Annotated in this window: 23 protein-coding genes; 7 read left to right on the top strand and 16 right to left on the bottom strand. The window is 68.8% G+C overall.

All coding sequences use genetic code 11. The features are described from left to right. Window positions 1-43: 43 nt before the first annotated feature. The 12 genes from NL115_RS12550 to NL115_RS12495 all read right to left on the bottom strand — a co-directional run bounded on the left by NL115_RS12550 (window position 44) and on the right by NL115_RS12495 (window position 13,102). Window positions 44-685 carry a DUF7504 family protein gene (locus tag NL115_RS12550; protein ID WP_254829699.1) on the bottom strand — a complete coding sequence of 214 codons (642 nt, stop codon included), beginning with the start codon at window positions 683-685 and terminating at the stop codon, window positions 44-46. Between the two features lie 62 nt (window positions 686-747). Further along, window positions 748-2,169, bottom strand: coding sequence for a wax ester/triacylglycerol synthase family O-acyltransferase (locus NL115_RS12545; protein WP_254829698.1), 1,422 nt, complete (start codon window positions 2,167-2,169; stop codon window positions 748-750). A gap of 173 nt (window positions 2,170-2,342) precedes the next feature. Beyond that, window positions 2,343-3,764: an ATP synthase subunit B gene (locus NL115_RS12540; RefSeq protein WP_254829697.1), complete on the bottom strand. Its 1,422-nt coding sequence runs from the start codon at window positions 3,762-3,764 to the stop codon at window positions 2,343-2,345. A 2-nt stretch (window positions 3,765-3,766) separates the two neighbouring features. After that, window positions 3,767-5,536 (bottom strand): ATP synthase subunit A, encoded by a 1,770-nt coding sequence (locus NL115_RS12535; protein WP_254829696.1) that lies wholly within the window; start codon window positions 5,534-5,536, stop codon window positions 3,767-3,769. A 3-nt stretch (window positions 5,537-5,539) separates the two neighbouring features. Next, the gene (locus tag NL115_RS12530) at window positions 5,540-5,860 is read right to left on the bottom strand and encodes a V-type ATP synthase subunit F (RefSeq protein WP_254829695.1); all 321 of its coding nucleotides are present in this window, start codon (window positions 5,858-5,860) and stop codon (window positions 5,540-5,542) included. Next, window positions 5,857-6,915 carry a V-type ATP synthase subunit C gene (locus NL115_RS12525; RefSeq protein ID WP_254829694.1) on the bottom strand — a complete coding sequence of 353 codons (1,059 nt, stop codon included), beginning with the start codon at window positions 6,913-6,915 and terminating at the stop codon, window positions 5,857-5,859. Before NL115_RS12525 ends, NL115_RS12530 begins: the two co-directional genes overlap by 4 nt. Beyond that, on the bottom strand, window positions 6,912-7,496 hold the full coding sequence (locus NL115_RS12520; RefSeq protein ID WP_254829693.1) for a V-type ATP synthase subunit E: 585 nt from the start codon (window positions 7,494-7,496) through the stop codon (window positions 6,912-6,914). The genes NL115_RS12525 and NL115_RS12520 overlap by 4 nt, the downstream gene beginning before the upstream one ends. 21 nt (window positions 7,497-7,517) lie before the next feature. Then, a complete protein-coding gene (locus NL115_RS12515; RefSeq protein ID WP_254829692.1) occupies window positions 7,518-7,772 on the bottom strand; it encodes a F0F1 ATP synthase subunit C in 255 nt (84 codons plus the stop codon). A 295-nt stretch (window positions 7,773-8,067) separates the two neighbouring features. Continuing rightward, a complete protein-coding gene (locus NL115_RS12510; RefSeq protein ID WP_254829691.1) occupies window positions 8,068-10,332 on the bottom strand; it encodes a V-type ATP synthase subunit I in 2,265 nt (754 codons plus the stop codon). Continuing rightward, complete coding sequence (ahaH, locus tag NL115_RS12505) at window positions 10,319-10,651, bottom strand: ATP synthase archaeal subunit H (protein ID WP_254829690.1); 333 nt, start codon at window positions 10,649-10,651, stop codon at window positions 10,319-10,321. Before ahaH ends, NL115_RS12510 begins: the two co-directional genes overlap by 14 nt. 870 nt (window positions 10,652-11,521) lie before the next feature. Next, window positions 11,522-12,274, bottom strand: a complete 753-nt coding sequence (locus NL115_RS12500) for a protein-L-isoaspartate O-methyltransferase family protein (RefSeq protein ID WP_254829689.1) — start codon at window positions 12,272-12,274, stop codon at window positions 11,522-11,524. A gap of 66 nt (window positions 12,275-12,340) precedes the next feature. Further along, complete coding sequence (locus NL115_RS12495) at window positions 12,341-13,102, bottom strand: nucleotidyltransferase family protein (RefSeq protein ID WP_254829688.1); 762 nt, start codon at window positions 13,100-13,102, stop codon at window positions 12,341-12,343. Window positions 13,103-13,162: 60 nt separating this feature from the next. On the opposite strand from NL115_RS12495, the gene truA reads away from it, so the two are divergent. Then, window positions 13,163-14,044 (top strand): tRNA pseudouridine(38-40) synthase TruA, encoded by an 882-nt coding sequence (truA, locus tag NL115_RS12490; RefSeq protein WP_254829687.1) that lies wholly within the window; start codon window positions 13,163-13,165, stop codon window positions 14,042-14,044. 33 nt (window positions 14,045-14,077) lie between these two features. On the opposite strand, the gene NL115_RS12485 is transcribed toward truA, so the two are convergent. Next, complete coding sequence (locus NL115_RS12485; RefSeq protein ID WP_254829686.1) at window positions 14,078-15,514, bottom strand: M28 family peptidase; 1,437 nt, start codon at window positions 15,512-15,514, stop codon at window positions 14,078-14,080. 152 nt (window positions 15,515-15,666) lie between these two features. After that, window positions 15,667-16,734 carry an isocitrate lyase gene (gene aceA, locus NL115_RS12480; protein ID WP_254829685.1) on the bottom strand — a complete coding sequence of 356 codons (1,068 nt, stop codon included), beginning with the start codon at window positions 16,732-16,734 and terminating at the stop codon, window positions 15,667-15,669. 235 nt (window positions 16,735-16,969) lie between these two features. On the opposite strand from aceA, the gene NL115_RS12475 reads away from it, so the two are divergent. Together NL115_RS12475 and NL115_RS12470 are read left to right on the top strand one after the other, a co-directional pair. After that, window positions 16,970-18,205, top strand: a complete 1,236-nt coding sequence (locus tag NL115_RS12475; RefSeq protein WP_254829684.1) for a glycosyltransferase — start codon at window positions 16,970-16,972, stop codon at window positions 18,203-18,205. 37 nt (window positions 18,206-18,242) lie between these two features. Next, window positions 18,243-19,370: a glycosyltransferase family 4 protein gene (locus tag NL115_RS12470; RefSeq protein WP_254829683.1), complete on the top strand. Its 1,128-nt coding sequence runs from the start codon at window positions 18,243-18,245 to the stop codon at window positions 19,368-19,370. A gap of 56 nt (window positions 19,371-19,426) precedes the next feature. On the opposite strand, the gene hisS is transcribed toward NL115_RS12470, so the two are convergent. After that, on the bottom strand, window positions 19,427-20,722 hold the full coding sequence (hisS, locus tag NL115_RS12465) for a histidine--tRNA ligase (protein WP_254829682.1): 1,296 nt from the start codon (window positions 20,720-20,722) through the stop codon (window positions 19,427-19,429). 204 nt (window positions 20,723-20,926) lie between these two features. Between hisS and NL115_RS12460 the strand changes: the two genes are divergently transcribed. Together NL115_RS12460 and NL115_RS12455 are read left to right on the top strand one after the other, a co-directional pair. Next, window positions 20,927-21,478 (top strand): winged helix-turn-helix domain-containing protein, encoded by a 552-nt coding sequence (locus tag NL115_RS12460; RefSeq protein WP_254829681.1) that lies wholly within the window; start codon window positions 20,927-20,929, stop codon window positions 21,476-21,478. A gap of 61 nt (window positions 21,479-21,539) precedes the next feature. Then, complete coding sequence (locus NL115_RS12455) at window positions 21,540-21,974, top strand: type II toxin-antitoxin system PemK/MazF family toxin (RefSeq protein ID WP_254829680.1); 435 nt, start codon at window positions 21,540-21,542, stop codon at window positions 21,972-21,974. Between the two features lie 42 nt (window positions 21,975-22,016). On the opposite strand, the gene NL115_RS12450 is transcribed toward NL115_RS12455, so the two are convergent. Further along, a complete protein-coding gene (locus NL115_RS12450) occupies window positions 22,017-23,006 on the bottom strand; it encodes a lamin tail domain-containing protein (protein ID WP_254829679.1) in 990 nt (329 codons plus the stop codon). A gap of 176 nt (window positions 23,007-23,182) precedes the next feature. Here NL115_RS12450 and NL115_RS12445 point away from each other — a divergent pair, with 176 nt between their 5' ends. Beyond that, window positions 23,183-23,563, top strand: coding sequence for a hypothetical protein (locus NL115_RS12445; protein WP_254829678.1), 381 nt, complete (start codon window positions 23,183-23,185; stop codon window positions 23,561-23,563). Window positions 23,564-23,670: 107 nt separating this feature from the next. Then, window positions 23,671-25,308: a GTPBP1 family GTP-binding protein gene (locus tag NL115_RS12440; RefSeq protein ID WP_254829677.1), complete on the top strand. Its 1,638-nt coding sequence runs from the start codon at window positions 23,671-23,673 to the stop codon at window positions 25,306-25,308. Window positions 25,309-25,414: the final 106 nt, after the last annotated feature.

Raw genomic sequence — 25,414 nt, 5'->3', positions numbered from 1 at the left:
CCGGGCGAAGCGGCTTAACGCTTTACGAAGGGTGGCGCGCGCCTCAGCCGTCGTCACCGCCGTCCCCAACCCCATCGTCGGGGCCGACACCGGTGGACGTTCGGACCTCGACGATACCGTCACCGAGTTCGACGACGGCGTCGAAGAGGCCGGTCAGCGCGGTGAGGTCCTGATCCTCCAGCGCGACCGGGTCGACGTGGAAGTGCCCCACGGCGCCCGCGGCGTGGAGCCGCTCGACGAGTGGGTGGAGTAACCGGTACGCTTCCTCGACCTCCGCGTACTGTAACAACGCCGTCAGCGAGTCGAAACAGAGCGTCGACGGCCTGTCCGGAAGCGCCGCGATGGCCTCTCCCACGGTGATCTCCAGCCCCGTGAGGTCGTCCGGGTTCTCGACCCGGCGGACGACCGCTCCGGACGCGCCGGACGACTCGGGTGTGCCGAGGGCGTCCCCGACGGTCACAACCTGGACCGCCTCCGGGGAGTTACGGTGGCCCCGCAGCCGTTCGAGCCACTCGGCGGCCGTCCCCCGGTAGGTGACGGCGACGACACCGGTCGGGCCCCCCGCCAGCGAGAGCGTCGCGCACGCGTTCTCCCGGTCGTCGTGGAGGCCCGGTGCGCGAACCAGCACTGCCGACGCTCCGGAGACCGCGGGCGGAACGCCGGCGAGGTCGGAGAGTTCACGCATTCGAGACTACCTGCGATATCGGACCGGATGATATCAAGGCTATGGTGCGGGTGACGGCCCGTTCAGTCGTCCGCAGGAATCGGTTCGATATCGACCTGCTGGGCGATGGCCTCGAACTCGTCGGTGAAGGCCTCGGTCAACTCCGTCGGGTCGTCGACGAGCCCGGCGTCCGAGGCGATACCGACCCGGACGTCGCCGTCGTAGCTGTAGATACTGATGCCGAGTCCGACACCCTGCGAGGTCGGTACCCAGAACATCATGTCGCTCACCTCGGCCCCGGCGAAGTGGAACGTGTCGGTCGGGCCGGGCACGTTCGTGATGACCGACGACGCCCGGTTCTGGAACCGCCACATCGCCAGGTCCTGGAACGGCATCGGCAGGTTCCCCACCGTCCGCAGCAGCGTCAACATCAGCCACGCCTGCGTCCCCTGCCGGAGCGCCCCCGTCCGCTCGCCGATGGCATCGATACGGCCCTGCACGCTGTCGATACCGACCGGGAGCTGGAGGAAGCCCAGCCCGAAGGCGTTGCCGAGCTGTTCGTCACGCCGGTCGAGCGGCTTCAGGTTGACCGGGATGGCCGTCCGGTGCTCGGCGTCCGGGTCGACGTGCCCGTCGTGTGCCTCCATGTAGCGCCGAAGCGCCCCGGTCGTCGTCGCGAGCAGGACGTCGTTGATGGTACCGTCGAACGCCCGGCCCACGCGTTTGGCCCGGTCGACATCGATCGGCGCGGTCCAGGCGGCCCGTTTCTTCAGACCAAGTTCGCCCGTCACCGCGGTCTCGGACTCCTTCGGGAGGAACATCGACTCCGTGCCGATCTTCGTGGCGCGCGCGCCCCGAACGAGGAGGCTCGGCGCCTTCGAGAGCGACGCCAGCACGCCCGGTCCGTCGTCCGCGTCGGCGTCCGTAGCCGAGGGCGAGGCCGAGGGGCTACCCGGCGACGTGGCGTCCTCGTCGGCAGCGTGGTCCGGGGGGGACGGGACGCCCCGGATGGGGAGGTTGATCTCGCTCGGGTCGTCCGCCAGCCCGAGCAGGACGTACATCATTGCGAAGCCGTCGCCCAGCGCGTGGTGGATACGCATCACCAGCGCGTTGCCGTCGCCGGCTCCCTCGACAAGGTAGCCCTGCCACAGCGGCTTGTCGTGGTCGACTGGCTGGCTCAGCAGGTCCCCCACGAACGACTGGAACTCGGCCTTGCCCTGTGGCTCGGGCAGCGCGACGTGATGGAGGTGACAGTCGATATCGAACTGCTCGTCGACCTCCCACGTCGGCCGCCGGAAGGGCGTGTGCTCGTTGACGACCCGCTGACGGAACCGCTTGAACGGGAGGAGTCGCTCCTTCAGCTGCTGTCGGACCGCCCCGTAGGAGACGGGGTCGTCGAAGTGGAGCATCCCCGTGATGGTCATCAGGTTCGTCCGGTCGCCCATCCGGAGCCAGCTGTTGTCCGCCCCCAAGAGCACCTCCCGGTCCGGCGGTTCCTCGGTCATGATAGCCACCCCATCCCGTCCCATCCCGTCGTCGCCCGTCCCGTCGCGGTCATGTACTCACGACACACGATGGCCGGGTAGAAGAAACCTGTCGCTGGCTGAACGCTCGGACACATCCGGATTCGGCCCGCGCCGGCACAGGGAGAAGGTGATGGAGAACGGTGAGACCGGCGTCAGTCGGCCGCGACCTCTTCGGCGTCCTCGGCCTCGACGTCTTCGTGGTAGTACTCCTCGATGAGTTCCTCGTCGATGCGGTTGAGTTCGGGCTTGGGGAACATCGAGAGCAGTTCCCAGCCCAGGTCGAGCGTCTCGTCGATGTCCCGATTCGTACGGAAGCCCTGCTGGACGAACTCCTCCTCGAAGCGGTCCGCGAAGTCCAGATAGAGGTTGTCCCGCTCGGAGAGGGCCTCGCGGCCGACGATGTTGACGAGGTCGCGCAGGTCCTCACCCTCGGCGTACGCGGCGTACATCTGGTCGGAGACGTCGGCGTGGTCCTCACGGGTGAGGCCCTCGCCGATACCGTCGTCCATCAGTCGCGAGAGGCTGGGCAGCACGTCGATCGGGGGCTGGATACCCTGACTGTGGAGGTCACGGTCGACGTAGATCTGCCCCTCGGTGATGTAGCCGGTCAGGTCCGGGATGGGGTGGGTGTCGTCGTCGCCGGGCATCGTGAGGATGGGAATCTGCGTGACAGAGCCCTCGACACCCTCGAGGCGGCCGGCGCGCTCGTACAGCGTCGCGAGGTCGGTGTACATGTAGCCGGGGTAGCCACGGCGACCGGGCACCTCCTCACGGGCGGCGCCAATCTCGCGCAGCGCCTCACAGTAGTTGGTCATGTCCGTCAGGATGACGAGCACGTGATACCCCTTCTCGAAGGCGAGGTACTCGGCCGTCGTGAGGGCCAGCCGCGGCGTGACCGTCCGCTCGACGGCGGGGTCGTCCGCGAGGTTCATGAAGACGACCGACCGCTCCAGCGCACCGGTGCGCTCGAAGTCGTCCATGAACTCGTTGGCCTCCTCCTGGGTGATACCCATCGCGCCGAAGATGACGGCGAACTCCGAGTCGTCACCCTCCTCGACGTCCTCCGGGACGGTCGCCTGGCGGGCGACCTGCAGTGCGAGGTCGTTGTGGGGCAGCCCCGATGCCGAGAAGATGGGGAGCTTCTGTCCACGAACGAGGGTGTTCATGCCGTCGATGGCGGAGACGCCGGTCTGGATGAACTCCTCTGGGTACTCCCGGGCGGTCGGGTTGATGGCTGCACCGACGATCTCCCGGCGCTCCTCGGGTTCGATGGCCGGGCCGTCGTCGATGGGCTCACCGGAGCCACTCAGCACACGGCCGAGCAGGTCCTCCGTGAGCGGCATCTTCAGGGTCTCGCCCAGGAACCGCACCGAGGAGTTCTTGTCGATACCTGAGGTCCCCTCGAACACCTGGATGGCGACGAACTCGCTCGTCGACTCCAGCACCTGTCCGCGCCGGACCTCGCCGTTCGGTGTCTCGATCTCGACGATCTCGTCGTAACCGACGGGCTCGTCGACCTCGGCGAACACCAGCGGGCCGCTGATCTCCGTGATGGTCTGGTACTCTTTCTGCATCGTCAGTACTTCTCCTGCAGTTCGCTCTCGATCTGTTCCTCGACCTCGTCGATGAAGTCGTGGTAGTCCTCGGCGACGCCCATCCGGTTGAGCCGCGGGGCCGCGTCGATATCGATGATCTCCTCGACCGGGACGCCGGCGTCGAGCGCCTTGAACGCCTCGTCGTTGAACGTCTTGATGGCACCGAGCATCCGGAACGTCTTCTCCGGTTCGCAGTAGGTGTCGACGTCGTGGAAGGCGTTCTGCTGGAGGTAGGCCTCACGCAGGTAGCGTGCGACCTCCAGCGTCAGCTGCTGGTCCTCCGGCAGCGCGTCCTTCCCGACGAGCTGGACGATCTCCTGCAGTTCGTCCTCCTCGTCGAGCGTGTCGACGGCCCACTGTCGCCGGTCAGGCCAGTCCTCGTCGACGTTGTCCGTGAACCAGGGGTCGAGCTGGTCCTGGTACAGCGAGTAGGACTCGTTCCAGTTGATGGAGGGGAAGTGCCGACGCTCCGCGAGGTCGGCGTCCAGCGCCCAGAACGTCTTCACGATACGCAGGGTGTTCTGGGTAACCGGCTCGGAGAAGTCGCCGCCCGGCGGCGAGACCGCGCCGATGACCGAGATGGAACCCTCCGTCTCGTTCAGGTTCTGGAACTTGCCGGCGCGCTCGTAGAACTCGCTGAGGCGCGCGGCCAGGTACGCCGGGTAGCCCTCCTCGCCGGGCATCTCCTCCAGCCGGGAGGAGATCTCGCGCATGGCCTCGGCCCACCGCGAGGTGGAGTCGGCCATCAGCGCCACGTCGTACCCCATGTCGCGGTAGTACTCCGCGATGGTGATACCCGTGTACACGCAGGATTCCCGCGCCGCGACGGGCATGTTCGACGTGTTCGCGATGAGGCAGGTCCGGGACATGAGCGGGTTGCCCGTGATGGGGTCCTCCAGCTCGGGGAAGTCCTCGATGACCTCCGTCATCTCGTTGCCGCGCTCACCACAGCCAACGTAGACGACGATGTCCGCGTCGGCCCACTTCGCGAGCTGGTGCTGGGTGACCGTCTTCCCGGAGCCGAACGGCCCCGGAATCGCGGCCGTCCCACCCTTCGCGATGGGGAACAGGCCGTCGAGGATGCGCTGCCCCGAAACGAGGGGCGTCGTCGGCGTCTCCTTCTTCGCGGAGGGGCGGGGTTCTCGGACGGGCCACTCCTGGTGCATCGAGATCTCGGCGCCGGTGTCGAGTTCGACGACCGTCTCCTCGACGGTGTGCTCGCCGCCGTTGACCTCGACGACCTCGCCGGAGTTGTCCTCGTCACCGCGCTCGGGCGGGACCAGGACCTTGTGCTCGATCTGGACCGTCTCCTGGACGGTCCCGAGGATGTCGCCAGGCTCGACCTCGTCGCCGACCTCGACGGTCGGCTCGAAGGTCCATTCGGCCTCCAGGTCGATACCGGGCGCGTCGACGCCACGGTCGAGGAAGGCACCCATCTGCTCCTCGAGGACGTCGAGCGGACGCTGGACGCCGTCGTAGATGGAGTCCAGCATCCCCGGCCCGAGGTCCACCGTGAGCGGCTCGCCGGTGTTCTCGACCGGCTCGCCGGGGGCCACGGCGGAGGTCTCCTCGTACACCTGGATGGTGGTCCGATTGCCCTCAATCTCGATGACCTCACCCATCAGGCCCTCGTCGCCGACGTAGACGACGTCGTTCATCCGCGCGTCCAGGTCCGTCGCCACGACGACCGGGCCGCTTACACTGTCGATGACCCCGTCCGTATCCGGAGTCGTGTCTGTCGCTTGGCTCATGTGTTAGTCCTCCATCAGGTCGATGCCGATGGCGCGCTTGATCTGCTCGCGGAGCGCTCCGCCGCTGGAGTCCCCGCCGAGCGTCACGAGCACGGGCTCGACACTCGTTTCGACGTTGCGTCGGACGGTGCGCGAGAGGTGGTCGAGGTCGTCGTCGTGCATCACGACGATGCCGACGTCGTCGTCCTCGAACAGCTCCGTGACCGCCTCGTCGAGTCGGTCTTCCTTCTCCTCGTCCGGCACGTTCACGAAGCGCCGGACGCCCGCGAGCCGGAAACCCGTCGTGAAGTCGGGGCTCCCGACCACGCCGATCTCCTGGCTCATAGTACCACCAGTTCCTCGTTGATCTCCTCCTCGCTCAGTCCGGCCTCCCGACCGCGCGCGATGGCGCGGATGTTGTCGATCTCGCGCTCCTTCGCGAGCACGTAGCCGAGCACCGGGCAGACCGAGAGCGGGTAGCGGCTCGACAGCTGCTCCGAATATTCGAGCAGCGCCGCGTCGAGTGCGTTCTCGAACCCGATGAGGCTCTCGGCCCGTTCGAGGGCGTCGAGTGCCTCGTCGAGGTCGTCGCCGTACGGCGACTCCCGCACGCGGGCCGCGAGTTCGTCGGGATTCTTCGCCAGCTGGCGGAGGTCACCCTCGCCGAACAGGCGGCCCCCATCGATGAAGTAGTCCGCCGGGTCGATGTCCGCGCCGGAGTAGGCCAGCCGGAACGCGTTCCGCAGGTTCCGGAAGTCGATCTCCGCGCGCAGGAACTCGATGTACAGCTCCGTCGCGCGACCCGGCTCCTCCGGGAGGTCGTCGAGCAGGTGCCCGTAGAACGCGCGGTCGACGGCGTTCTCCAGCGGCACCAGCTCGCCGCTCTCCTCGTACACCTCGAGTGCCACCTCGAGCGGCCCGTGGAACATCGTCCCGCGGGTCTCCTCGACGGCCTCCTCCATCGAACCGGCGTCGAGCAGGCGTGTCAGCCGCTCCTCGCCGAACTCGCCGGCCCGGATGAAGTCGTCCTCGACCGACGCGCGGTCGGCATCCGAGTAGATGCCACGCAGCGTGGTCTTGACGTTCCAGGCGTCGAACTTCCGGAGGTAGCGGGCGACGTAATCGTACAGCTTCCCGTCCGCCCACCGGAGCAGGTCGTCGAAGTTGTTCGCCAGGTTCCGGTTGAGGGCGTACTCGATGAGGTCGACTCCGCTGTGGCGCGACCCCAGCGCGTTCATCTCCGTCTCGTACTCGGACTCCTCCATGAAGCGGGCGATCTCGCCCGTCCCCATCCGCGTCAGCTTGCGGTAGTCGTCCTCGTCGAACAGCCGAGCACGGCGGGACCGCACCCGCGCGGTGACGTACTCGTAGTTCGAGCCGCCCTGGGTTCGCGTACTCATCGCTCCTCGAACAGGCGCTCGGAGATGGCCCGGAGGTTGTCCTCCCAGACCTCGTCGAGCACCGAATCGAACGTATTGTTCACACGGACGCGCGAGCCCTCGCTCTCGACCACGACGCCACCGAGACAGTCGACCGGTTCGCCGGCCTCGAAGCCGTCGTAGTCGTCACAGATCGTCTCCAGCAGGTCGGCGTCGTCCGCACGACCCCTGACCCGGACGGTGTCGGCGTCCTCGAACTCGGGGGCGGCGGCCTCCAGCAGGGTCCGGGTGAGCCCCTCGCGGCGCTCGCCCTCCAGCCCGGCGACCTCCTCCTCGACGTCCTCGCGGACGTTCTGGAGCAGTTCGCGTCGGGCCTCGAGTCGCTCCTGCTTGGCCTCCAGCTTTGCGCTGGAGAGGGCCTGCTCGCGCTCCTGTTCGATGGTCCGCTCGACCTCCTGCTCGGCGTCGGCCTCGATCTCCTCGGCGTCGGCCTCTGCCTCGTCGACGATCTGCTCGGCTCGCTCCTCGCCCTCCGCGCGGATCTCCTCCGCGCGCGTGCGCGCTTCGTCTCGAATGTCCTCTACGACCGTATCAAGGCTCATGAATCGAAAAGTGGGGGGAGTTTATACGACGAAGATGACGACCAGCGCAAGGATCACGAGCGTCTCCGGCAGCACCGTGAGGATGAGCCCGCGACCGAACATGTCGTCGTCCTCCGCGATAGCGCCGACGGCGGCGGCACCGATACCGCGCTCGGCGTAGCCCGCACCGAACGCGGCCAGCCCGACGGCGAGGGCGGCTGCGGCTGTCGGCGGGATGGCCGGGGCAGGGTTGGTCTGCAGTACGAACGTGACAAGCGCCATGATGAGTTCCAGCATTGTTTTGAGGTTCCTCCGTGGGTAGTCGCTTCCGAACAGGCGGCTATCCGGACAGCCAGCCAATAAAACTTCTCAAACCCACCCGCGGTCTTGCGCACGGTAGCGTGCCTCACGGGCGAGAATCCACCCGTCACCGTGGGAACCGGGTCACGGAAGCCCTGTCGGGCGATTTCTGCGGTTCGACCGAGATAGCCGTAGAATGACGAGTTCCAGAGCCGTAGCTGCTGGATTCGGCACGGGGGCACGGAGTTCGAAGAATATCCGCCGGAGAACCGTGGAAGTCGAGACCGGGTCGTCAGTCGTCGCTGGCGAACCGGGTCTCGTAGCCGAACGGCTCGTACTCGTCGCCGCCGCCCTCGTAGAACTTCCCGAAGAACTCGACGTACTCGAGACGCACGGCCTGCAGGCCGGCGCTCGTCACGCCGAGCGCGAGCACCAGCAGGTGCCCGAGGACGAGGATGACGATGCCGCCCAGCGCGGCGCCGATACCGCCGTGGACGAGCCCGCCGAACATGACCTCCGTGACCTCGTGGCCGTGGTAGGTCCCCTGTTCGAGGTAGTACTGCGGCGAGTGGTCGATACCGAAGTGCCACGCCGGACCGCTCTCGGTCTCGGTGACCCAGACGCCGAAGAACAGGAGGTTGACGACGAACGCCATCCCCGCCTTCGCGAGCAGGACCGCGGCCAGTCGCGTGTACGAGAGGACGTTGACGAGGACGTTGAGGAACTCGACGCCCTCGATGGGCTCACCCGCGACGAGCAGGATGAGCCCGACGAAGAACACCCCGAGCCCGACGAGCCCGACCGTCGGACCGAAGCCGGTGAAGCCGAGCGGGAACGGCTGTCCGTTGAAGACGCTGTCGGCACCGTAGATGAGGTCCGGTGCGGAGCCGAACGCGCCGGCGAAGATCCACGTCCACAGGCCGAACATCATCATCAGCCACGAGCCGGACTCCAGCATGGCGTCCTTGAAGCCGTGGGACAGGTTCTCGTAGAAGTCGAAGATCCACCCGATGGTCAGGTGGAGGATGCCGGCCAGCAGGCTCAGGACGAGCCAGCCGAGCGCGTAGTCGCTGTACTCGGGAATGAGCCCCTTGTGGATGGGCGGGCTACCGCCCCAGACGATCTCCCCGAGCTGGTGCAGTCCGAAGAACTCGCCGTACAGCACGCCGAATATCGCGGTGAAGAAGCCCGCGAGGACGCCGACGCCACCCAGCGACCGGATGATATCCGAGTCGAACTGGGTCATGAGCGCACCACCGAGCAGCATGTACAGGATGCCGTACCCGAGGTCACCGATCATGAACCCGTAGAAGGCGGGGAACGTCAGGAACAGGATGACCGACGGGTCGAGCTCGCTGTACTTGGGGCGGTTGATGACCTCGACCAGCGCCTCGAACGGCTTCACCGGGCCGGGGTTGTCCTGGATGACCGGTGGAGTGGAGTGGCTCATCGCCACGTCCGCGCCCGCACCGTCGGTCGCCACGTCGGCCTCCGCAATGCGGCCCAGGTCGCGGCCACCGTCGGATGCGACCTCACCGCCATCGGCGGCCGCTGGTTCGCCGACGCCACCGGCGGCACCGCCCGCGACATCCTCGGAGTCGGTCGGATGCCCCTCCTCGTTGTAGTCGGCGACCTCCAGCAGGTCGACGTCGACGTGGTCGCCGACGGCCTCCTGCAGGCCCTCGGCCAGCTCGACGTACTCGTCGTACGGGAGCCAGCCCTCCGCGACGAAGGCGTTCTCCGTCGTCGCGAAGGAGAGCGGTGCCTCGGCCTTCTGGACCTGCACCGCGAGCTTCTCCTCGGCCGCCAGCAGGAAGCCGCCGACCTCCACGCGGAGGTCGTCGAGCTGGTCCTCGACGGTCTCGAGCTTGGATTGGAGTTCGCGGTGACGCTGTTCGAGCTGCTGGACGTACTGGTCGGGACTGACGCTCTCGCCGTCGTCACCGAGTTCCGGTACCTCGTACGCGGTGAACTGTGCGCCCACCAGCGCGTCGGAGATATCGACGGCGGGATAGGCGAACACCGCGAGCACGTCGTCCTCCTCGCTGGCGAACGTCTCGTGCTTGTCGACGCCGGCCTGGTCGACCATCGCCGACCGGACGGCCGCCTCGTCACCCTCCCCGACCGCGACGGAGAGGTTCTCGTAGCCGTCCAGCAGGTCGAGGTCGATACCGAGCTGGACGAAGGGACGCACGGCGTCGAGTTCCTCCGCGACGCTCCGGAGCTCCTCGGTCAGTTCGTCCCGGCGGTCGTCCAGTTCGTTTACCTGCTCGCGGACCTCCTCGATCTCGGCGTAGAGGTCGTCGGGCAGGACCGGCTGGCCCTCCGCGTCGGACTCGTCGACACCGAGGACGGACTCGAGCGAACGGACCGTCACCAGCGCCTCGGAGGCGCGGTCGGCGCCCTCGCTCGGGTTCCCCGGCTCGAAGCCCTCCCAGCCACCGTCGTACTCGGTGAGGTGGAGCAGGTTGAGGTCGTGGGCCGTCTCGACCACGTCGTCGAGAACTGCTTTGGATCCCGTTACCGAGACCCGGCCCATCTTCTCAGGTCTGAGCATCGACCGCCTCCTCGAACAGGTCCACCACGTGTTCGACCGCCTCCTCCTTCCGGTCACGAGCGCGAGCCTGCAGCTTCTCGCGGTCGGCCTCGCCCTCCGCGACGATGGCCTCGCGCTCCTCCTCGATCTCCCCGCGGGCGTCCGCGAGGCGTTCATCCTTCATATCCTGTGCCGCCTCGCGAGCCTCCTCGCGGATCTCCTCGGCCCGCGCCCGGGCCTCGTCGATGCGCTCCTCGCGGTCGGCCTCCGCCTCTTCGACGATCTCGTCGGCCTCACGCTCGGCCTCCTTGACTCGGTCGAGAACTTCCGGCCTGGCCATGTCTATCGGTGGGGACTTCGGAAAGGGCGTATTTGGTAGTTGCGAAACCGCGAGTCCGGGATGGACAGAGCTGGCTTTGCACCCCTCGCCCGCTACAGCAAGACTACCGCGACTACGGAGACATCTACGAAGCCCTCGCACGCTCGACTCGCGCGCCTCGCTGCGCTCCTCGGCGCCGCGCTCGCTCCGCTCGCGCGGAGCCTGCGGTGCTTACGTCGTCGTGCTTCGTCGGGCGTGCTCGCCCTTCGATTCCACCAGGAGCATGGATTGTTCCACGGGCGCTGTGGCCCTGCCCTTCCCCGGGTCGCGCTGGCTTGCGCGTCCGCGCTGCGCCACGCGCTCCCGGCCGGCTGGCGGTTGGTCGACAAGCCGGTTCCACGAAAAGGAAGCGCGCTCGCGCCACCCCCGTGGAGGCCGCGAGCGGAGCGAGCGTGCCGGAGCACCACAGCGCGAGCGCGGGGAGGTGTGGGGACCCCGCGGCCCGCTGGAACCACCACGCGCGAACGCTCGGTGAATCAGGCAACAGGGCGGGACTGAAAGGGGCCGCCCGGCTGGCCGGCGGAGCCGGCCAGCTAATAGATTGTCGGCGGAGCCGACAATCCGCCTCGACCCCGCCCGGACGAAGTAAGCACCGCAGGGTGAGCGGAGCGAACCCGAGGCGCGCAGCGAGGCCCGGCGGGTCGAGCGGGCGGGGGCTTTCTACACGGTCCGATTGTGGCTGTCGCAGGGAGAGCGGGCGGGAGCTTTCAACAGGACTCCGCCACCACTCTCACGGTCACAGCGGGAGCGGACGAGACATTTATCGCGAAAGGAGCATACATATTTCTAAAACTCAGATTGAAAATATTATACACAGAATACTGAGCCAACCTACAACTCTCGGTCCCAGTCGATCCACTCCTGCTCCCAGCCCTTCCGCCGTTCGGCCGCGCGCTGGGCGTGTTCGCGGTCCTCGCGCACCGTTCGATTCCGCTCGACCGTGGTGGCCTGCTCGCCCTCGACCAGCATCGGGGCGAACGCCGTCGTCCCGAGGCGCTCGGCCACCTCGCCGCCCGGGGCGTCCGGCGTGACGACCGAGAGGGTCTGCTCGCCGCCGCCCAGTGGGAGCACCAGCCGGCCGTCCGCAGCGAGTTGCCGAACGAGGTGGCGCGGCGGTTCGATGGCCGCCGCCTCGACCAGCACGCGGTCGTAGGGGGCGTACTCCGGGAGGCCGTCGGCGCCGTCGCGACAGTCGACGAGCACCTCGCCGTAGCCCGCCTCGGCCAGGTTCGAGCGGGCCTCGTACACCAGCCGGCGGTCGATGTCGACGGCGTGGACGTGGCGCGCGCCGGCGAGCTCCGCGCAGACGGCAGCCGTGTAGCCGACGCCGGCGCCGACGACGAGCACCTCGTCGCCCGACTCGGGCGCGAGCGCCTCCACCAGTCGGGCGGCCGTGGAGGGTGAGAGGACGCGCGTCCCGTGGCGTTCGAACGAGCGGTCGGCGTACGCGGCGCGCTCGTCGTCCAGGAACGCCTCGCGCGGCACCTCGCGCATCGCGACACTCACGGCCTCCGACCGGACGCACCGCTTGGCCTCGTGTTCGAGGCTGTCGACCATGTCGTCCCGGAGCACCGCGGGGTCCATACCCCGGAATTGGCGTGAGGAGTATTGAATCCCGCGGCCACCGCGACCCGGCGGCGTCGTGCGATTTCAGCGGTCGAGACGGTCGCTCGACGCCCGACGGGCGCGCTCGCCCGCCAGTCTCGCCTCGACCGCCGCGCGCTCGTACGGGGTGTTGACGTTCCGACGCCAGCCTCGCAACCGGACGGTCTCGACCCGTCCGCCGCGCGCGAGCCGCGCGATGGCGTCCGACAGCTCGACCTCGCCCGTGTCGCCCGACTCGATTGCGCGACACGCCTCGAATATCGCGGGCGTGAACACGAAGCAGCCCGTCTGAACGAGCCGCGAAGGCGGGGACTCGGGTTTCTCCACCACGTCGCGTACCTGACCCGCGCCGTCGGTCGTCACGACACCGACCTGGCGCGCAGCTGCCAGGGAAACGCGCTCGACCAGCAGCACGGCGTCGGCGTCCGTCTCGCACCGACGGGCCACCAGCCGCCGCACGTTCGCCGCGCCGCCCGGCTCGGCACCGAAGACGTTGTCCGCGTTCAGGTGGACGAACGACCCCTCGACGGCGGGCTCGGCACACGCCAGGGCGTCGGCCAGCCCACGCTGCTCGGGCTGCTCGACGTAGGTCAGCGGGAGTCCCTCGAAGGTATCACCGAACCGCTCGCGGATGCGCTCGCCGCGGTAGCCGACCACGACGACGGCCTCTTCGACCATGGGCCGGACGGCGTCGAACGCGTGCGCGAGGAGTGGGCGACCGGCGGCGGGGACGAGCGGCTTGGGCCGCCGGCCGGTGAGCGGACCCAGCCGCGTCCCACGACCGGCCGCGGGGATGACGGCCTGCACGGACGCTCGGAGGGCGCCCCGGGGCAAGCCAGTTTTGGGGCCGTACTCCGAACCCCGGACGTGACCGACACGGACGCCGACGGCAACGAGGCAGCGCGCACTCGACGGGCCTTCCGGATAGCCTACGACGGGACGGCCTACCGCGGATTCCAGCGCCAGCCACACGGCGATACCGTCGAGGACACGCTGCTGGACGCGTGCTGTCGGCTCGGCGTCCTCGACGCCGACCCGCGTCCGGCCGGCGACAGCCGCGAGACACCGCCGGGGTGGGCCGCCGCCGGACGGACGGACCGCGGCGTCTCCGCCGTCGCCCAGACCGTCGCGTTCGACGCGCCCGACTGGCTGACGCCGCGTGCATTCTGTGGCGAACTGCCCGACGACATCCGCGCGTGGGCGAGCGCCGACGCGCCCGCGGACTTCCACGCGACCCACGACGCACGCGAGCGCGAGTACGAGTACCACCTCCACGCCCCCGAGGCCGACGACGACGCGGTCGACCGAGCGTGCGAGCGGCTCTCCGGCGAGGCCGACCTGCACAACCTGAGCGCCGACCCGCGCGGCGATGGGACACGTCGGGACCTCTCGCTGTCGGCCGAGCGGGACGGCGCGTACCTCCGGGTCCGGGCGCGGGCGGACGGCTTCCCCCGCGAGTGCGTCCGCCGGGTTGCCGGCCTGCTGGCGGCCGTAGGCGCGGGCGAGCGCGACCTCGCGTTCGTGGACCACGTCCTCGACGACGAACCGCTGTCCGGGGCCGAGGGTATCGCGGCTGCGCCACCGGAGCCGCTGGTCCTCGTCCGTGTCGACTACCCGAGCCTCGACTTCGCCGTCGACCAGCGGGCCGCGGCGACCGCATGGGCCGTGTTCGAGCGCCGGCGTGTCGAGCGGACGACGGGTGCGCGGGTCGCCGCGCAGTTGCGCCGCGGCGCCTCGCGGGAGCCGTAGCCGTCGCGCTCCGGCCCGGCCGTCGAGTGTCGCTCAGTCCCAGCGTGCAGGCCAGATGCCGGCCGCGCGCATCCCCGGCTCGGCACCGGTATCCCGCAACTCGACCGCGATTTCGGCCGGGTCCCGGCGTGGCAGGTCCCGGCGCGTCAGCGCGTGCACGAGCAGCGCGGTCAGGACCGCGTGGCTCCGGAGGTCCCGGGCGTCCACCTTGTCCCGCGTGTCGGCGCGCGTGTGGGTGTACCCGCGGCCGCGCGAGCCCCCGCCGGGCCCCTCGCCGCCCGACGGCGGCTGGCTGTGGAGCTGGAGCGCCGGGACGCCCGCGCGGAGGAACGGCCAGTGGTCGCTGTACGGGTGCGGCGTCGGTTCGACGTGGAGGGGGGCCCCGGCGGTGTCGGTCACGTCGTGCGTGAGTGACTCGACCGCCGCCGAGCCGTGCGTGAACGCCCGCAGGTCGCGGGCGCGCCCGGCCCCGTCGACATTGCAGACCGCGTGGACGTGCTCGACATCGAGTCGGTCGGCCAGCGCCTCGCTCCCGAGCAGGCCCGTCTCCTCGCAGCCGACCGCCGCGACGGTAATCCCTCGTTCGAGGCCGGGACCCGGCGCATCGGAGTCATCGGCGACCGCCGCGAGCAGGCGCGCGGCCGTCACGGCCACGGTGAGCCCGGCACCGTTGTCGAGGGCTCCCTCCGCGATGTCGTGTGCGTCGAGGTGGGCGACCAGGACCACGCGCTCGTCCGTGTCCGGGCCGAGGTGAGTCACGACGTTGCGGCTCTCGGCCCGCTCGGTGGCGGCTTCGACGGCGAGACGGGCGGTGACCGACGGCGAGTCGTCGTCACCATCCGCGTAGTCCGCCAACCAGGCGCCCGTCTCCCGGGAGACGCCGACGCCCGGAACTGCACCCGACCCCCCGAATCGGAGCGACCCCGTCGGTGGTAACTGGCCGGGGACGTGGTTGACGAACAGGAACGCCTCGGCGCCGGCGTCGACGGCGTGGCCGTACGTCTCCATGCGGTGGACGAAGCGTTTCGACTCGGGGCTGTCCGTCCGTGCGACCGCGATGGCACCGTCGAGGGACGCGTCCGCGACCTCGGCCTCGGTCCCGTAGCCGACGTCCACCAGCGGCGCAGCGACCGTACCGGCGGGCGAGTACGGGAGCGCGACAGCCTCGAAAGAGCGCTCGACGGGCCCGTCAGGGCGGTCGACGGCGACGGTCAGGTCGGTCGTGCCACGGGTCCATCGCTCGATGGGGAACGACTGGAGCGTGGGGGCGCCGGGGAGTGCCTCGCGGGCGAGGTCGGCCGCACGGCGCTCCCCGGCCGACCCGCCGAGCCGGTCGGGAATCTCGGCGATACGTGTGAGGAACTGCCACGGGAACGGGTCGGCGAACGCCCGCCCCGCCAGCGTACGGCCGAGCGGGTCCGGGTCGGCGTGCTGGTCGAACATGATGGCGACGACGGCGGGACGGGCCATATGTTCGGGGCCCGACCGACGAAGCGCGCACCGGGGCCAGATTTCCAGCAAACGTCGCCGCTTGATGTCGAATGACAGATATAAATCAGGAAGAGCGGCGACTAGTGGGCGAAGAAAGAAAAAACCGCAATCGGCCGCGAGTTGCGACGGAATCAGTCGTCGTCGTTCGAGGTCAGCGGGTCCGACTCCTCCTCGGTGAAGCCGGCGGACTCCTCCATCCGCTTCTTGGCCTCGGGGTCGAACTGCGCCTCGATGTCCTGGAACCGCGAGACGAACGAGAGCTCGTGGTGGCTCTCGGTCTCGTGGCCGAGGTAGCGGTCCTCGAGGTCCCACTGCGCTTCCTCGTCGTTCTCCGAGATGTTCTTCATGTCCTCGTAGACCGCGTGCGCACCGCTGTGCAGGGCGTAGAGGGTGATGAAGATGTACTGGTAGCCGAGGTCACCCAGCTCCTGGAACGTGAGCGGGTCCTCCTCCTCGGACCACGCGAACGAGCTGGAGTAGTTGAACGCCAGCTTCAGGTCCGGGTGGGTCTCGTGGATGGTCTCGGCGTACTCGACAGCGTCGTCGCGAGACGGGTCCGGCATCTCGGGCCAGACCAGGTCGACGCCGGCGTCGGCGTACATCCGGCCGCGCTCGAGGTGCTCCTCCCAGTCACCGTTGGCCGAGCCGTAGGCGTCGGTACGGGCGATGATGATGGTGTCCTCGTCCTGCTTGGCGTCGACGGCAGCCTCGAATCGGGCCTTCGCCTCGTCACGCGGGACGATCTTCTTGCCAGCGATGTGGCCACAGCGCTTCGGGGTCGTCTGGTCCTCGATGTGGACGGCGGCGACGCCGGCCTTCTCGTACTCGCGGACCGCGCGGCGGACGTTGTGGATGCCACCGTAGCCGGTGTCACAGTCGGCGACGACCGGCAGGTTCGTGGACTCGACGATGCGCTTTGCGTTCTCGACCATCTCGGTCATCGTGACCATCTCGAGGTCCGGGAAGCCGAACTGGCCCAGGACCGTCGAGTAGCCCGACATGTACGCGGCGTCGAGCCCGGCCATCTCGGCCAGGCGCGCGTCGAGCGCGTGGTAGAGACCGGGCGCGAACGTGAAGTCCTGCTCCTCGAACTTCTGGCGCAGCTCGCGCGCAGCCTTGTTGTCGACCTCTCGAACGATAGATTCCGTGTTCTGGACGCGGCTCGCAACCTCGTCCTTGCCGTCGTTGTCGTGTGCCATTGGTTGTCTGAGCGGGCGCGAAGGCCCGTACTCTGTCCGACCGTGAAACGAGGGCGGATAAAACCCTTATGAATTATAATGGTAATATCGTCTAAGGAGTTACGCGGCGCTAGGTTCGACTAACGAATATAAGGGAGTGACATCCTCTAGCGAACGAAGCCGAGGGGTGGTATCGACCGACCCGACCGCCACAGGCCACAAGGATTTTCTATGCATTTCGCCTCAGTGTTCCGCAGTGAGTAGCGAGTCGACCGGCGCGACGGCTGGGGTCGACATCCCCGAACGACCATCGGTCGACATCGCGGACCTGAACATCGCGGTCGCACACTGGCGCGTCCGGGGAATCGGCGGCGCCGTCCGCGTCGCCGGGGCGATCGCCGAGACGCTCGGTGCGGACTGTATCTACACGGTCGACCCCCCGACCGAGACCGCCGGCCCGTCGGATATCCCGTTCCACGACGTGCTGGAGGACCTCTCGCTGACACCCCTCCGGCGCGCCCAGGCAGGAATCGACCGCGTCTTCGAGTACGGCATCTGGGAGGACGTCGACTGGCGCGAGTACGGTGACATCGATGTCCTCGTGACCTCCGGGGCGACCCCCCGGGCCGTCGTGACGCCCGACGACACCCTCCACATCAACTACTGTCACTCCCCGCCCCGCTGGTTCTACGACCTCTACCACGAGCGCAAGGGGTCGGCTCTGGGGCTGCTCGGCCGACCACTCCTGCGCTATCTCCGGACGCGTGATGCGGCGGTCGACCGCCGCGTCGACCACTATCTCGCCAACAGCCCGGTCATCGCGCGCCGACTCTGGAAGTACTACGACCGCGAATCTGAGGTGCTCTACCCACCGGTTCCGCTGGAACGGTACCGGACAGACGGCGGGGCACCGGTGGCGCGGGAGCGTGGTGGTCACCCCGGCGACACCGACCCCTCGGCCGGGACGGACAGCAGCTACTACCTCCATCTCGGCCGGCTGGACGACGAGAAGGGTGTCGAGGCCGTCGTGGAGGCGTTCGCCGGCACCGACCGCCGACTCCTGCTCGCGGGGCCAGAGGGTGACGTGGCCGCGCGCGTCCGCGAGCGGGTCAGTTCGCTCCCGAACGTCGACTACCGGGGCTTCGTCAGCGAGGACGAGAAGCGCGCGCTCCTCTCGAACTGTCGCGCGGTCGTGTTCAACGGCCACCGGGAGGACTTCGGCATCGTTCCCGTCGAGGCGAACGCCTCGGACAAGGCGTGTCTCGTCAACGAGACGGGCTTCCCCGGGATGCACGTCGACGAGGGCGAGAACGGCTACACCCACGACGGCACGCCCGCGGGCATCCGGACCGCACTCGCACGCTTCGAGCGTGACGGACTCGCCGACGGCGACGCCCGCGCGGCGGTCGAAGAGTTCTCCCGCGAGACCTTCGAGACACGCCTCCGCGAACTGGTCACCGGGCATTACGCCGACTTCCAGGCGCGTTTCTGATGCGCTGGGTCGCCCCCGGCCCGACGGAGGGGCGCTGATGCACGTCGGCGTGCTCCAGGCGTACTTCGCCCGCCCGGAGCCCGGCGGCGGCGAGCGCCACACGGAACACCTCACTCGCGCGCTCGGTGCGCGCGGTCACGACGTGACCGTCTTCACCGACGAGCCGCGCGAGCGCCGCGACGGCATCGACGACATCGACGTGCGGATGTACCCATCGCCGCGCGGCGTGAAGGCCAACCCCGTCACGGAACTGGGGCTGGCCCGCGCCGCCCGCGCCGACGCCGAGGCCTGCGACGCCCTCCTCCTGACCGACGAGAGCGCCGCCCTCGGAGTCGAGTTCGACGTGCCGACGGCGATGGTCTTCCACCTCGTCTGGCACGGCTGGCTCGCCCGCGCTGGCGCGCGGGGTGTCCTCGGCAAGCCCCAGGCGCTGGCCTACGCGGCGCTGGAGCGCCGCATCGCCCGCCGCACGGACCGCGTGGTCGCCATCTCCGGCAACGTCCGCGAGGACATCGCACGTGTCGGCCGGCTCGGGGGACCGGACCCGGCTGCGGACGGCCGGCTCGTCGACATCCCGAACGGCGTCGACACCGAGCGGTTCCACCCCGGCGCGGGTGACGCCGAATCCGACGGCGAGGGGCCCGTCCGCGTCCACTTCCAGGGTCGGCTCGTCGAGCAGAAGCGACCGGAACGGCTGGTGGACGCCGTCGCGCAGTCGGACGGCGACTGGCGGCTCACGGTCGGCGGCGACGGCCCGCTGCGCGAGGAACTGGAGCGGCGCGTCCGGCGCACCGGCGTCGGCGACCGCGTGGCGTTCCTCGGCTACGTCCCCGATGCCAACCTCCCCGCGCGGTACGCCCGGAGCGACGTGTTCGTCCTGCCCTCCGCGTACGAGGGGATGCCACTGACGGTGCTGGAGGCGCTCGCGTCGGGGACACCCGTGGTGGCCTCGCCGCGCGCGGCGACGGACGTGGTCGACGACGCCGTGGGACGGGTGGTCGACCCGAAACCCGAGCGGCTGGCGGCAACCCTGGACGCGCTCGCGGCCGACCGCGGGACACTGGGTACGATGGGTGAGCGCGCTCGCGAGCGGGCGCTGGACTACGACTGGTCACGGGTCGCGGGCGAGTACGAGTCGCTATTCGGGGAATTATCCAGCAGATAACTCCATAACCTCAGATTCATCCCCACAATTTCGGCAACTGAACACAAACCTCCGAGTTACGCGAAATCGTCGTACGTCGGCCGCTCCGCGTCGCCGGGGAAGCTCTCGAACGGCGCCGTCGTCTCGTCGCCGCTGGCCATGTCCTTGACCGTCACGTTGCCGTCCTCCAGGTCGCGCTCGCCGACGACGACGACCGTCTCGGCGTTGATGGAGTCGGCATAGGAGAGCTGCGAGCCGAAGCCGCGGTCGTTGAGGTCCGTCTCGACGACGTGGCCGCGCTCGCGGAGGTCACGGGCCACGCGCAGGGCCTCGGGCCGCGTCTCGCCCACCGACAGCACGTAGTAGTCCGTGGTGACGGCCTCGTCGGGGTAGACGCCGGCGCGCTGGCAGAGGAGGTGGAGCGTGGCGTGTCCGGGCGCGACGCCGACAGCGGGCGTGGGCTGGCCGCCGAACGACTCGATGAGGTCGTCGTAGCGGCCGCCGCCGAAGACGGAGCGCGAGACCTCGCCCGTCGAGTCGAAGCACTCGAAGACGACGCCGGTGTAGTAGTCGAGGCCGCGGGCGGTCGCGAGCGACACGTCGCAGAACTCGCGGACGCCGAAGTCCTCGGCGGCGTCGAGGACAGCACGCAGGTTGTCGACGGCGGCGTTCACGTCCTCGTTGCCGGCCTCGGCCACGGCCTCGAGGTCGTCGCCGGCGACGAGGTCGTCGAACGATTCGGCGTCGGCCCGCTCCATCCCCGCCGCCGCGAGCAGGTCGAGGTACTCGTCGTAGTCGACCTTCGCACGCTTGTCGACCGCGCGGATGGCCGCGCGCGTGTCGACATCGGGCTCGAACGACTCCAGCAGGTTCCCGAGGATGTCGCGGTGCGAGACGCGGAACTCGAAGTCCTCGCCCGTGAGGCCGAGTTCGGTCAGCGAGTCCGCGGCGAACGCCAGTACCTCGGCGTCGGCCGTCGGCTCGTCGGTCCCGAAGATGTCGACGTTGGTCTGGTGGAACTCGCGGAAGCGGCCCTGCTGGACCGCCTCGTACCGCCAGAACGGGCGGGTCGAGACCCACTTGATGGGCTTGCTCAGCTCCTGCCCCTTGTCGACGACCATGCGCGCGACCGTCGGCGTGAGCTCGGGCGTGAGCGTGACGTGGCGCCCACCCCTGTCCTCGAAGGCGTACAGCTCGTCGACGATGTCGTCGCCGGATTTGTCGGCCCACATCTCGGCGGATTCGAGGCGGGGCGTGTCGATCTCACGGAAGCCGTAGCGACGCGCGACGTCCTCGACGGTGTCGACGACGGCGCGCCGGGCGGCCATCTCCGCGGGGAAGAAGTCGCGAAAGCCCTTCAGACGCTCGTACATGCCGCGCGGTTCGCCGGGCGCGGGTTGAAAGGTTACGGTCGGCGGGTGCGGAGTGCGTAGTGACCCCAATGCGAGGGGGATTCCCCCCGAATATCTTACCGAGTGTCGATGAATCTCGACCGAGGGTGTGGGGACGGGGCGGAGATTTTCACCAGTACACTTTTCATCGAGTACAGCTTACACTAGCTAAGCAGGTGTCCACGAATGCCGATTACTCGCGATGAGTTCGAGACGGCGGAGAGCACTGATAGAGAACGCTCTACTGCCGAAGCGGTCGTAGAGTTCCTCGTTGAGAACGAGGAGATGGCCTTCACACGTGGCGAGATCGCTGAGGCGATTGACAGGGACCCCAACACAGTCAGTACGAATCTCACACGGCTGAAGAGTCGGGGATTCGTCGAGCATCGCGGTCAGCACTGGGCCATCACGACAGACTCGGACCGGCTCGCCGAGCTTCTGGAGACGATGGAATCGATACCGGGAGAACCGTTCGAGGACGATGAGCCGTTCATCAAGGACGATACTGATGCGGAAGAGTGGGCGGACGCAGCAGCAGACTACGATGGAGAGCCATCGACCAATGAACTGGCAGGCCAGCATTCCGAGGGACGCGACGGCGGGAAGAGCGACACGTTCTCCCGGGTCTTCGATACCCATTCGTCGGACTCGCGGTTCAGAATGCTCCCGGATTCACCGAAACCGGCAATCGTTGAGATCGACACGGAGAGAGGGGAATCGGAACAGAATGGCCACTGATGTCAGCCGAGAGTCAGCAGCGAAATACACATTTGAGACTCGCAGGCTTGCCTGTCGATAGATGAGTTCGTGGGACACCCGAACATACCAGCGTGGAGATGTTGTCTGGAGTATCGACCCCTTCCGGTTGGCGGGAGAGGCGAGGTCGATCATCGACGCCGGTGATTCCACAGAGGTCGATGAGGGGGAGATAAAGACGCGTCCGTGCCTGATTCTCTCCGACAACAGTCATCCCTTCCACGGAACCCAGTATCTGGTCGTTGCGCTGACGACGACGGACCGACTGATCTCCCACCCACTCGAGGAGCGGTACTGGGCACGAGGGGGGACGCCTAAGCAGTCGTACGTCTCACCCTGGAGTGTGTATTCTCCACTCCATAGCCACTTCGTTCCTCCACCGGCTCAAGATGCCATCACCGACCCCTACATCGGCGCACTCCACGGTTGGTTCGTAGACAGGGTGGCCGAGGAAACCAGGCACTATCTCACGCCGTAGCGCACCCCACCAACCAGAAAGCAGGACCCTGGAGAGGAGCGGTCAGTACGACCGCTCGGCGACGACCGACCCCGAGTCGTCCCGGACGGTCACGGTGTCGCCGCCGTTGTTCCAGACGGCCCCATCACGGCCCCAGTAGACGTCGCTCGCGGTGTCGGAGCCGCTCCCGGTGTGGAGCGTCACCGTCTCGCCGGGCGCCAGCGTCACGTCGCCGAAGGTGTACGTCTTCCCGGCCTCGTCGCTGACGGTCCAGCCCGACAGCGAGAGGTCCGAGTCACCCGTGTTCTCCAGAGTCACGTACTCGTCGTCGAGGTTCTCGTTGTCGTTGCCCTCGGCGTCGGCGTGGATGGTGGTGACGGCGAGGCGGCCGTCGGTGGAGCCGCCATCGGCGGTCGCCGTCGCCGTGCCGGTCGGCGGCGACTCGGTAGCGCACTCCCAGAGGCCCGTGCCCTCGTTCTGTGCGGTCGATTCGGCGTCGTAGAACGCCTCACGCGCGGTGAACTGCGAGTCGTACACCCGGGCGTAGCCGCCCGAGACGAGGCCGTAGTTGACGTTCGAGCCGTCGTGGACGACGTACGAGAGGAGGCGGTCGTAGTAGCCACGGCGACCCTCGTTCGCGTCGAAGTAGAGCGTGACCTCCTCGCCGGTCAGCGTCTCCTTCACGTCGCTGCTGGCCTGCTCGCCCCAGCGCCCGAGACAGGAGCGCCCGGCCTCGGTCTCGGGAATTCCCTCGAACTCGTCGGGCGAGTTGTCGGTGTGGACCTCGGGCGTGTCGACCCCGAGCAGCCGGACGGTATCGGCGGTCCCGTTGTCGTACTCCACCTTCAGGGTGTCACCGTCGACAACCCGCGTGACGGTGACCGTGACGCTGCCAGTCGTGTCGGCACCGTGGAGGTCGGCCGGCCCGGCGCTTCCCCCGTTGCCCGCGCCATCGTCCGACGGGCCCGCGGGGCCCGTCGACGGCGAGGCGGCACAGCCGGCCGTCAGCAGCAGTATCGCGAGCAGGACCGTCACGAGCCGGGACCGTTCCATACCGGTCCCACGCGAGCCCACGGCAAAGCGGTGGCGGCCACGGCGAGGCCTCCGCGACCGTCGGCGGACGACCGAGGACCACCCGGGAGCAGGGCCCTGCCCGCCCGCGGTTCCACCCTCGGCGGGAGCCGCCGGCACCCCCGAGATTATGTGCGTGCCACACATACACACGGCCGATGAGCGACGAGACAGAAGTGCGGGACGTACTGCTGGCACACTCCGACCAGCAACCGGTCCGTAACGTCTTCCAGGCGGTCACCGACGACGGCGACGCGGACCTCGCGGACCACGTCGAGACGATGCGCGCGACCGACGGCGAGCTGGCGCTCGTCGCCCAGGACGGCGCGGCGGACGTCTACGCCCGCTGGTCCGGGAGCCGGTTCGAATTGCTCACGGTCTGGCCCCCGTGGACCGTCACCGGCTACGACACGACCGACCGCGCCGGGCTGGAGGACCGCCTCGACGGCCTCGTCGCCCTGCGGCCGATGGCCCACGACGAGACCCCCTTTGCCTCCCCCGAGACGCTGACCAGCCTGCGTGGGCTGGTCTGGCCCTGACGGGGCCGACGCGACCGGAGCCCCGCGGCGTACGTCGATTGCTCCACGGTACCGCGCCACACCCCGTCGGGAAGCCTTTTGCCGGGGCGGCTGTTACCTGTTCCCGTATGCCAGCCGACCGGGCCCTCCTCGACCGTGCCATCGAGCACGGTGAGGAGGAGGGCGGCAGCGTCGAGTTCAAGGAACGGCTCACCCGGGCCGTCCACCTGACGGACGGCCGCCTCGAATCCCTCGCCGCGCAGTTGCGCCACCGCGTCCTCTCGGGCGACGGCGAGGCCACCTACGTCGTCGGCGTCACCGACGACGGCGGCATCGCGGGCATCAGCCCCGACGCCTTCTCCGAGTCGATGGACGTGCTGAGCCTGCTGGCCGAGGAAGCCGGCGCCCACATCGACGACGTGCAGACGTGGGGCGTCGGAAAAGATGGGGTCGATCCGTCGGCGAGTCGCGGCATCGTCGGCGTCGCCACCATCCGCGAGGGCGCCGTCCTCGATACGGATGACGAGCACATCGTCGTCGGGACGGCAGGCCACGTCGACCACGGGAAGTCGACACTGGTCGGTTCGCTCGTCACGGGCGAACCCGACGACGGCGAGGGGGGGACCCGGAGCTTCCTCGACGTCCAGCCCCACGAGATGGAGCGCGGGCTCTCGGCGGACCTCTCGTACGGCGTCTACGGTTTCGACGACGAGGACGGCCCCGTCCGAATGGACAACCCGCACCGCAAATCCGACCGCGCCGGCGTCGTCGAGGAGGCCGACCGGCTCGTCAGCTTCGTCGACACGGTGGGCCACGAACCCTGGCTCCGCACCACCATCCGCGGCCTGGTGGGGCAGAAACTCGACTACGGCCTGCTCGTCGTCGCGGCCGACGACGGCCCCACGAAGACGACCCGCGAGCACCTCGGCATCCTCCTCGCCACCGAGCTGCCGACCATCGTCGCCATCACGAAGGCCGACATGGTGAGTGAGGAGCGCCTCGCCGAGGTCGAGCGCGAGGTCGAGCGGCTCCTTCGTGGCGCCGACCGGACGCCCCTCTCGGTCGCCCGGCACGGCGTCGAGGCCGCCATCGAGGAGATCTCCGAGACGGTCGTCCCCGTCGTCACGACGAGCGCCGTGACGATGGAGGGGATGCAGGTGCTCGACGAGCTGTTCCACCGGCTCCCGAAGACCGAGAGCGGCGCCGCCGCCGAGCCGTTCCAGATGTACATCGACCGGAGCTACAACGTCAAGGGCGTCGGCGCGGTCGCGTCGGGCACCATCCGTTCGGGGACCGTCTCCGCGGGCGACGAGTTGCTGCTCGGCCCCATGCAGGACGGCTCCTTCCGTGAGGTGGAGGTCCGCTCCATCGAGATGCACTACCACCGCGTCGACGAGGCCAGCGCGGGCCGCATCGTCGGCATCGCGCTCAAGAACGTCCGCGAGGCGGATATCGAGCGTGGGATGGTGCTCCTGCCGCGCTCGGCCGACCCGGAACCGGTCCGCGAGTTCGAGGCCGAGGTCATGGTGCTCAACCATCCCACACGCATCGACGAGGGGTACGAACCCGTCGTCCATCTGGAGACAGTGAGCGAGGCCGCCGCCATCTACCCCGAGGGCGGCCAGTTGCTCCCCGGAGACACGGGCCGTGCGCGCCTCCGGTTCAAGTTCCACCCCTACCTCGTCGAGGAGGGCCAGCGCTTCGTCTTCCGCGAGGGACAGTCGAAGGGCGTCGGCACCGTCACCGACATCCACCCGGAAGAGTAGCGCCCGCTCGGACGGGCGAGGGACCGGCGCGTCCCCACGGCAACCGTCTTGTCGTTCCCGTGCCTACCCGCGGGTGTGTCTCGTCGCGGTCCCCGTCCCCCGTCGG

The sequence above is a fragment of the Haloglomus salinum genome, assembly GCF_024298825.1.
Classification (GTDB): domain Archaea; phylum Halobacteriota; class Halobacteria; order Halobacteriales; family Haloarculaceae; genus Haloglomus; species Haloglomus salinum.
This window is presented reverse-complemented; position numbering and strand designations above follow the sequence as displayed.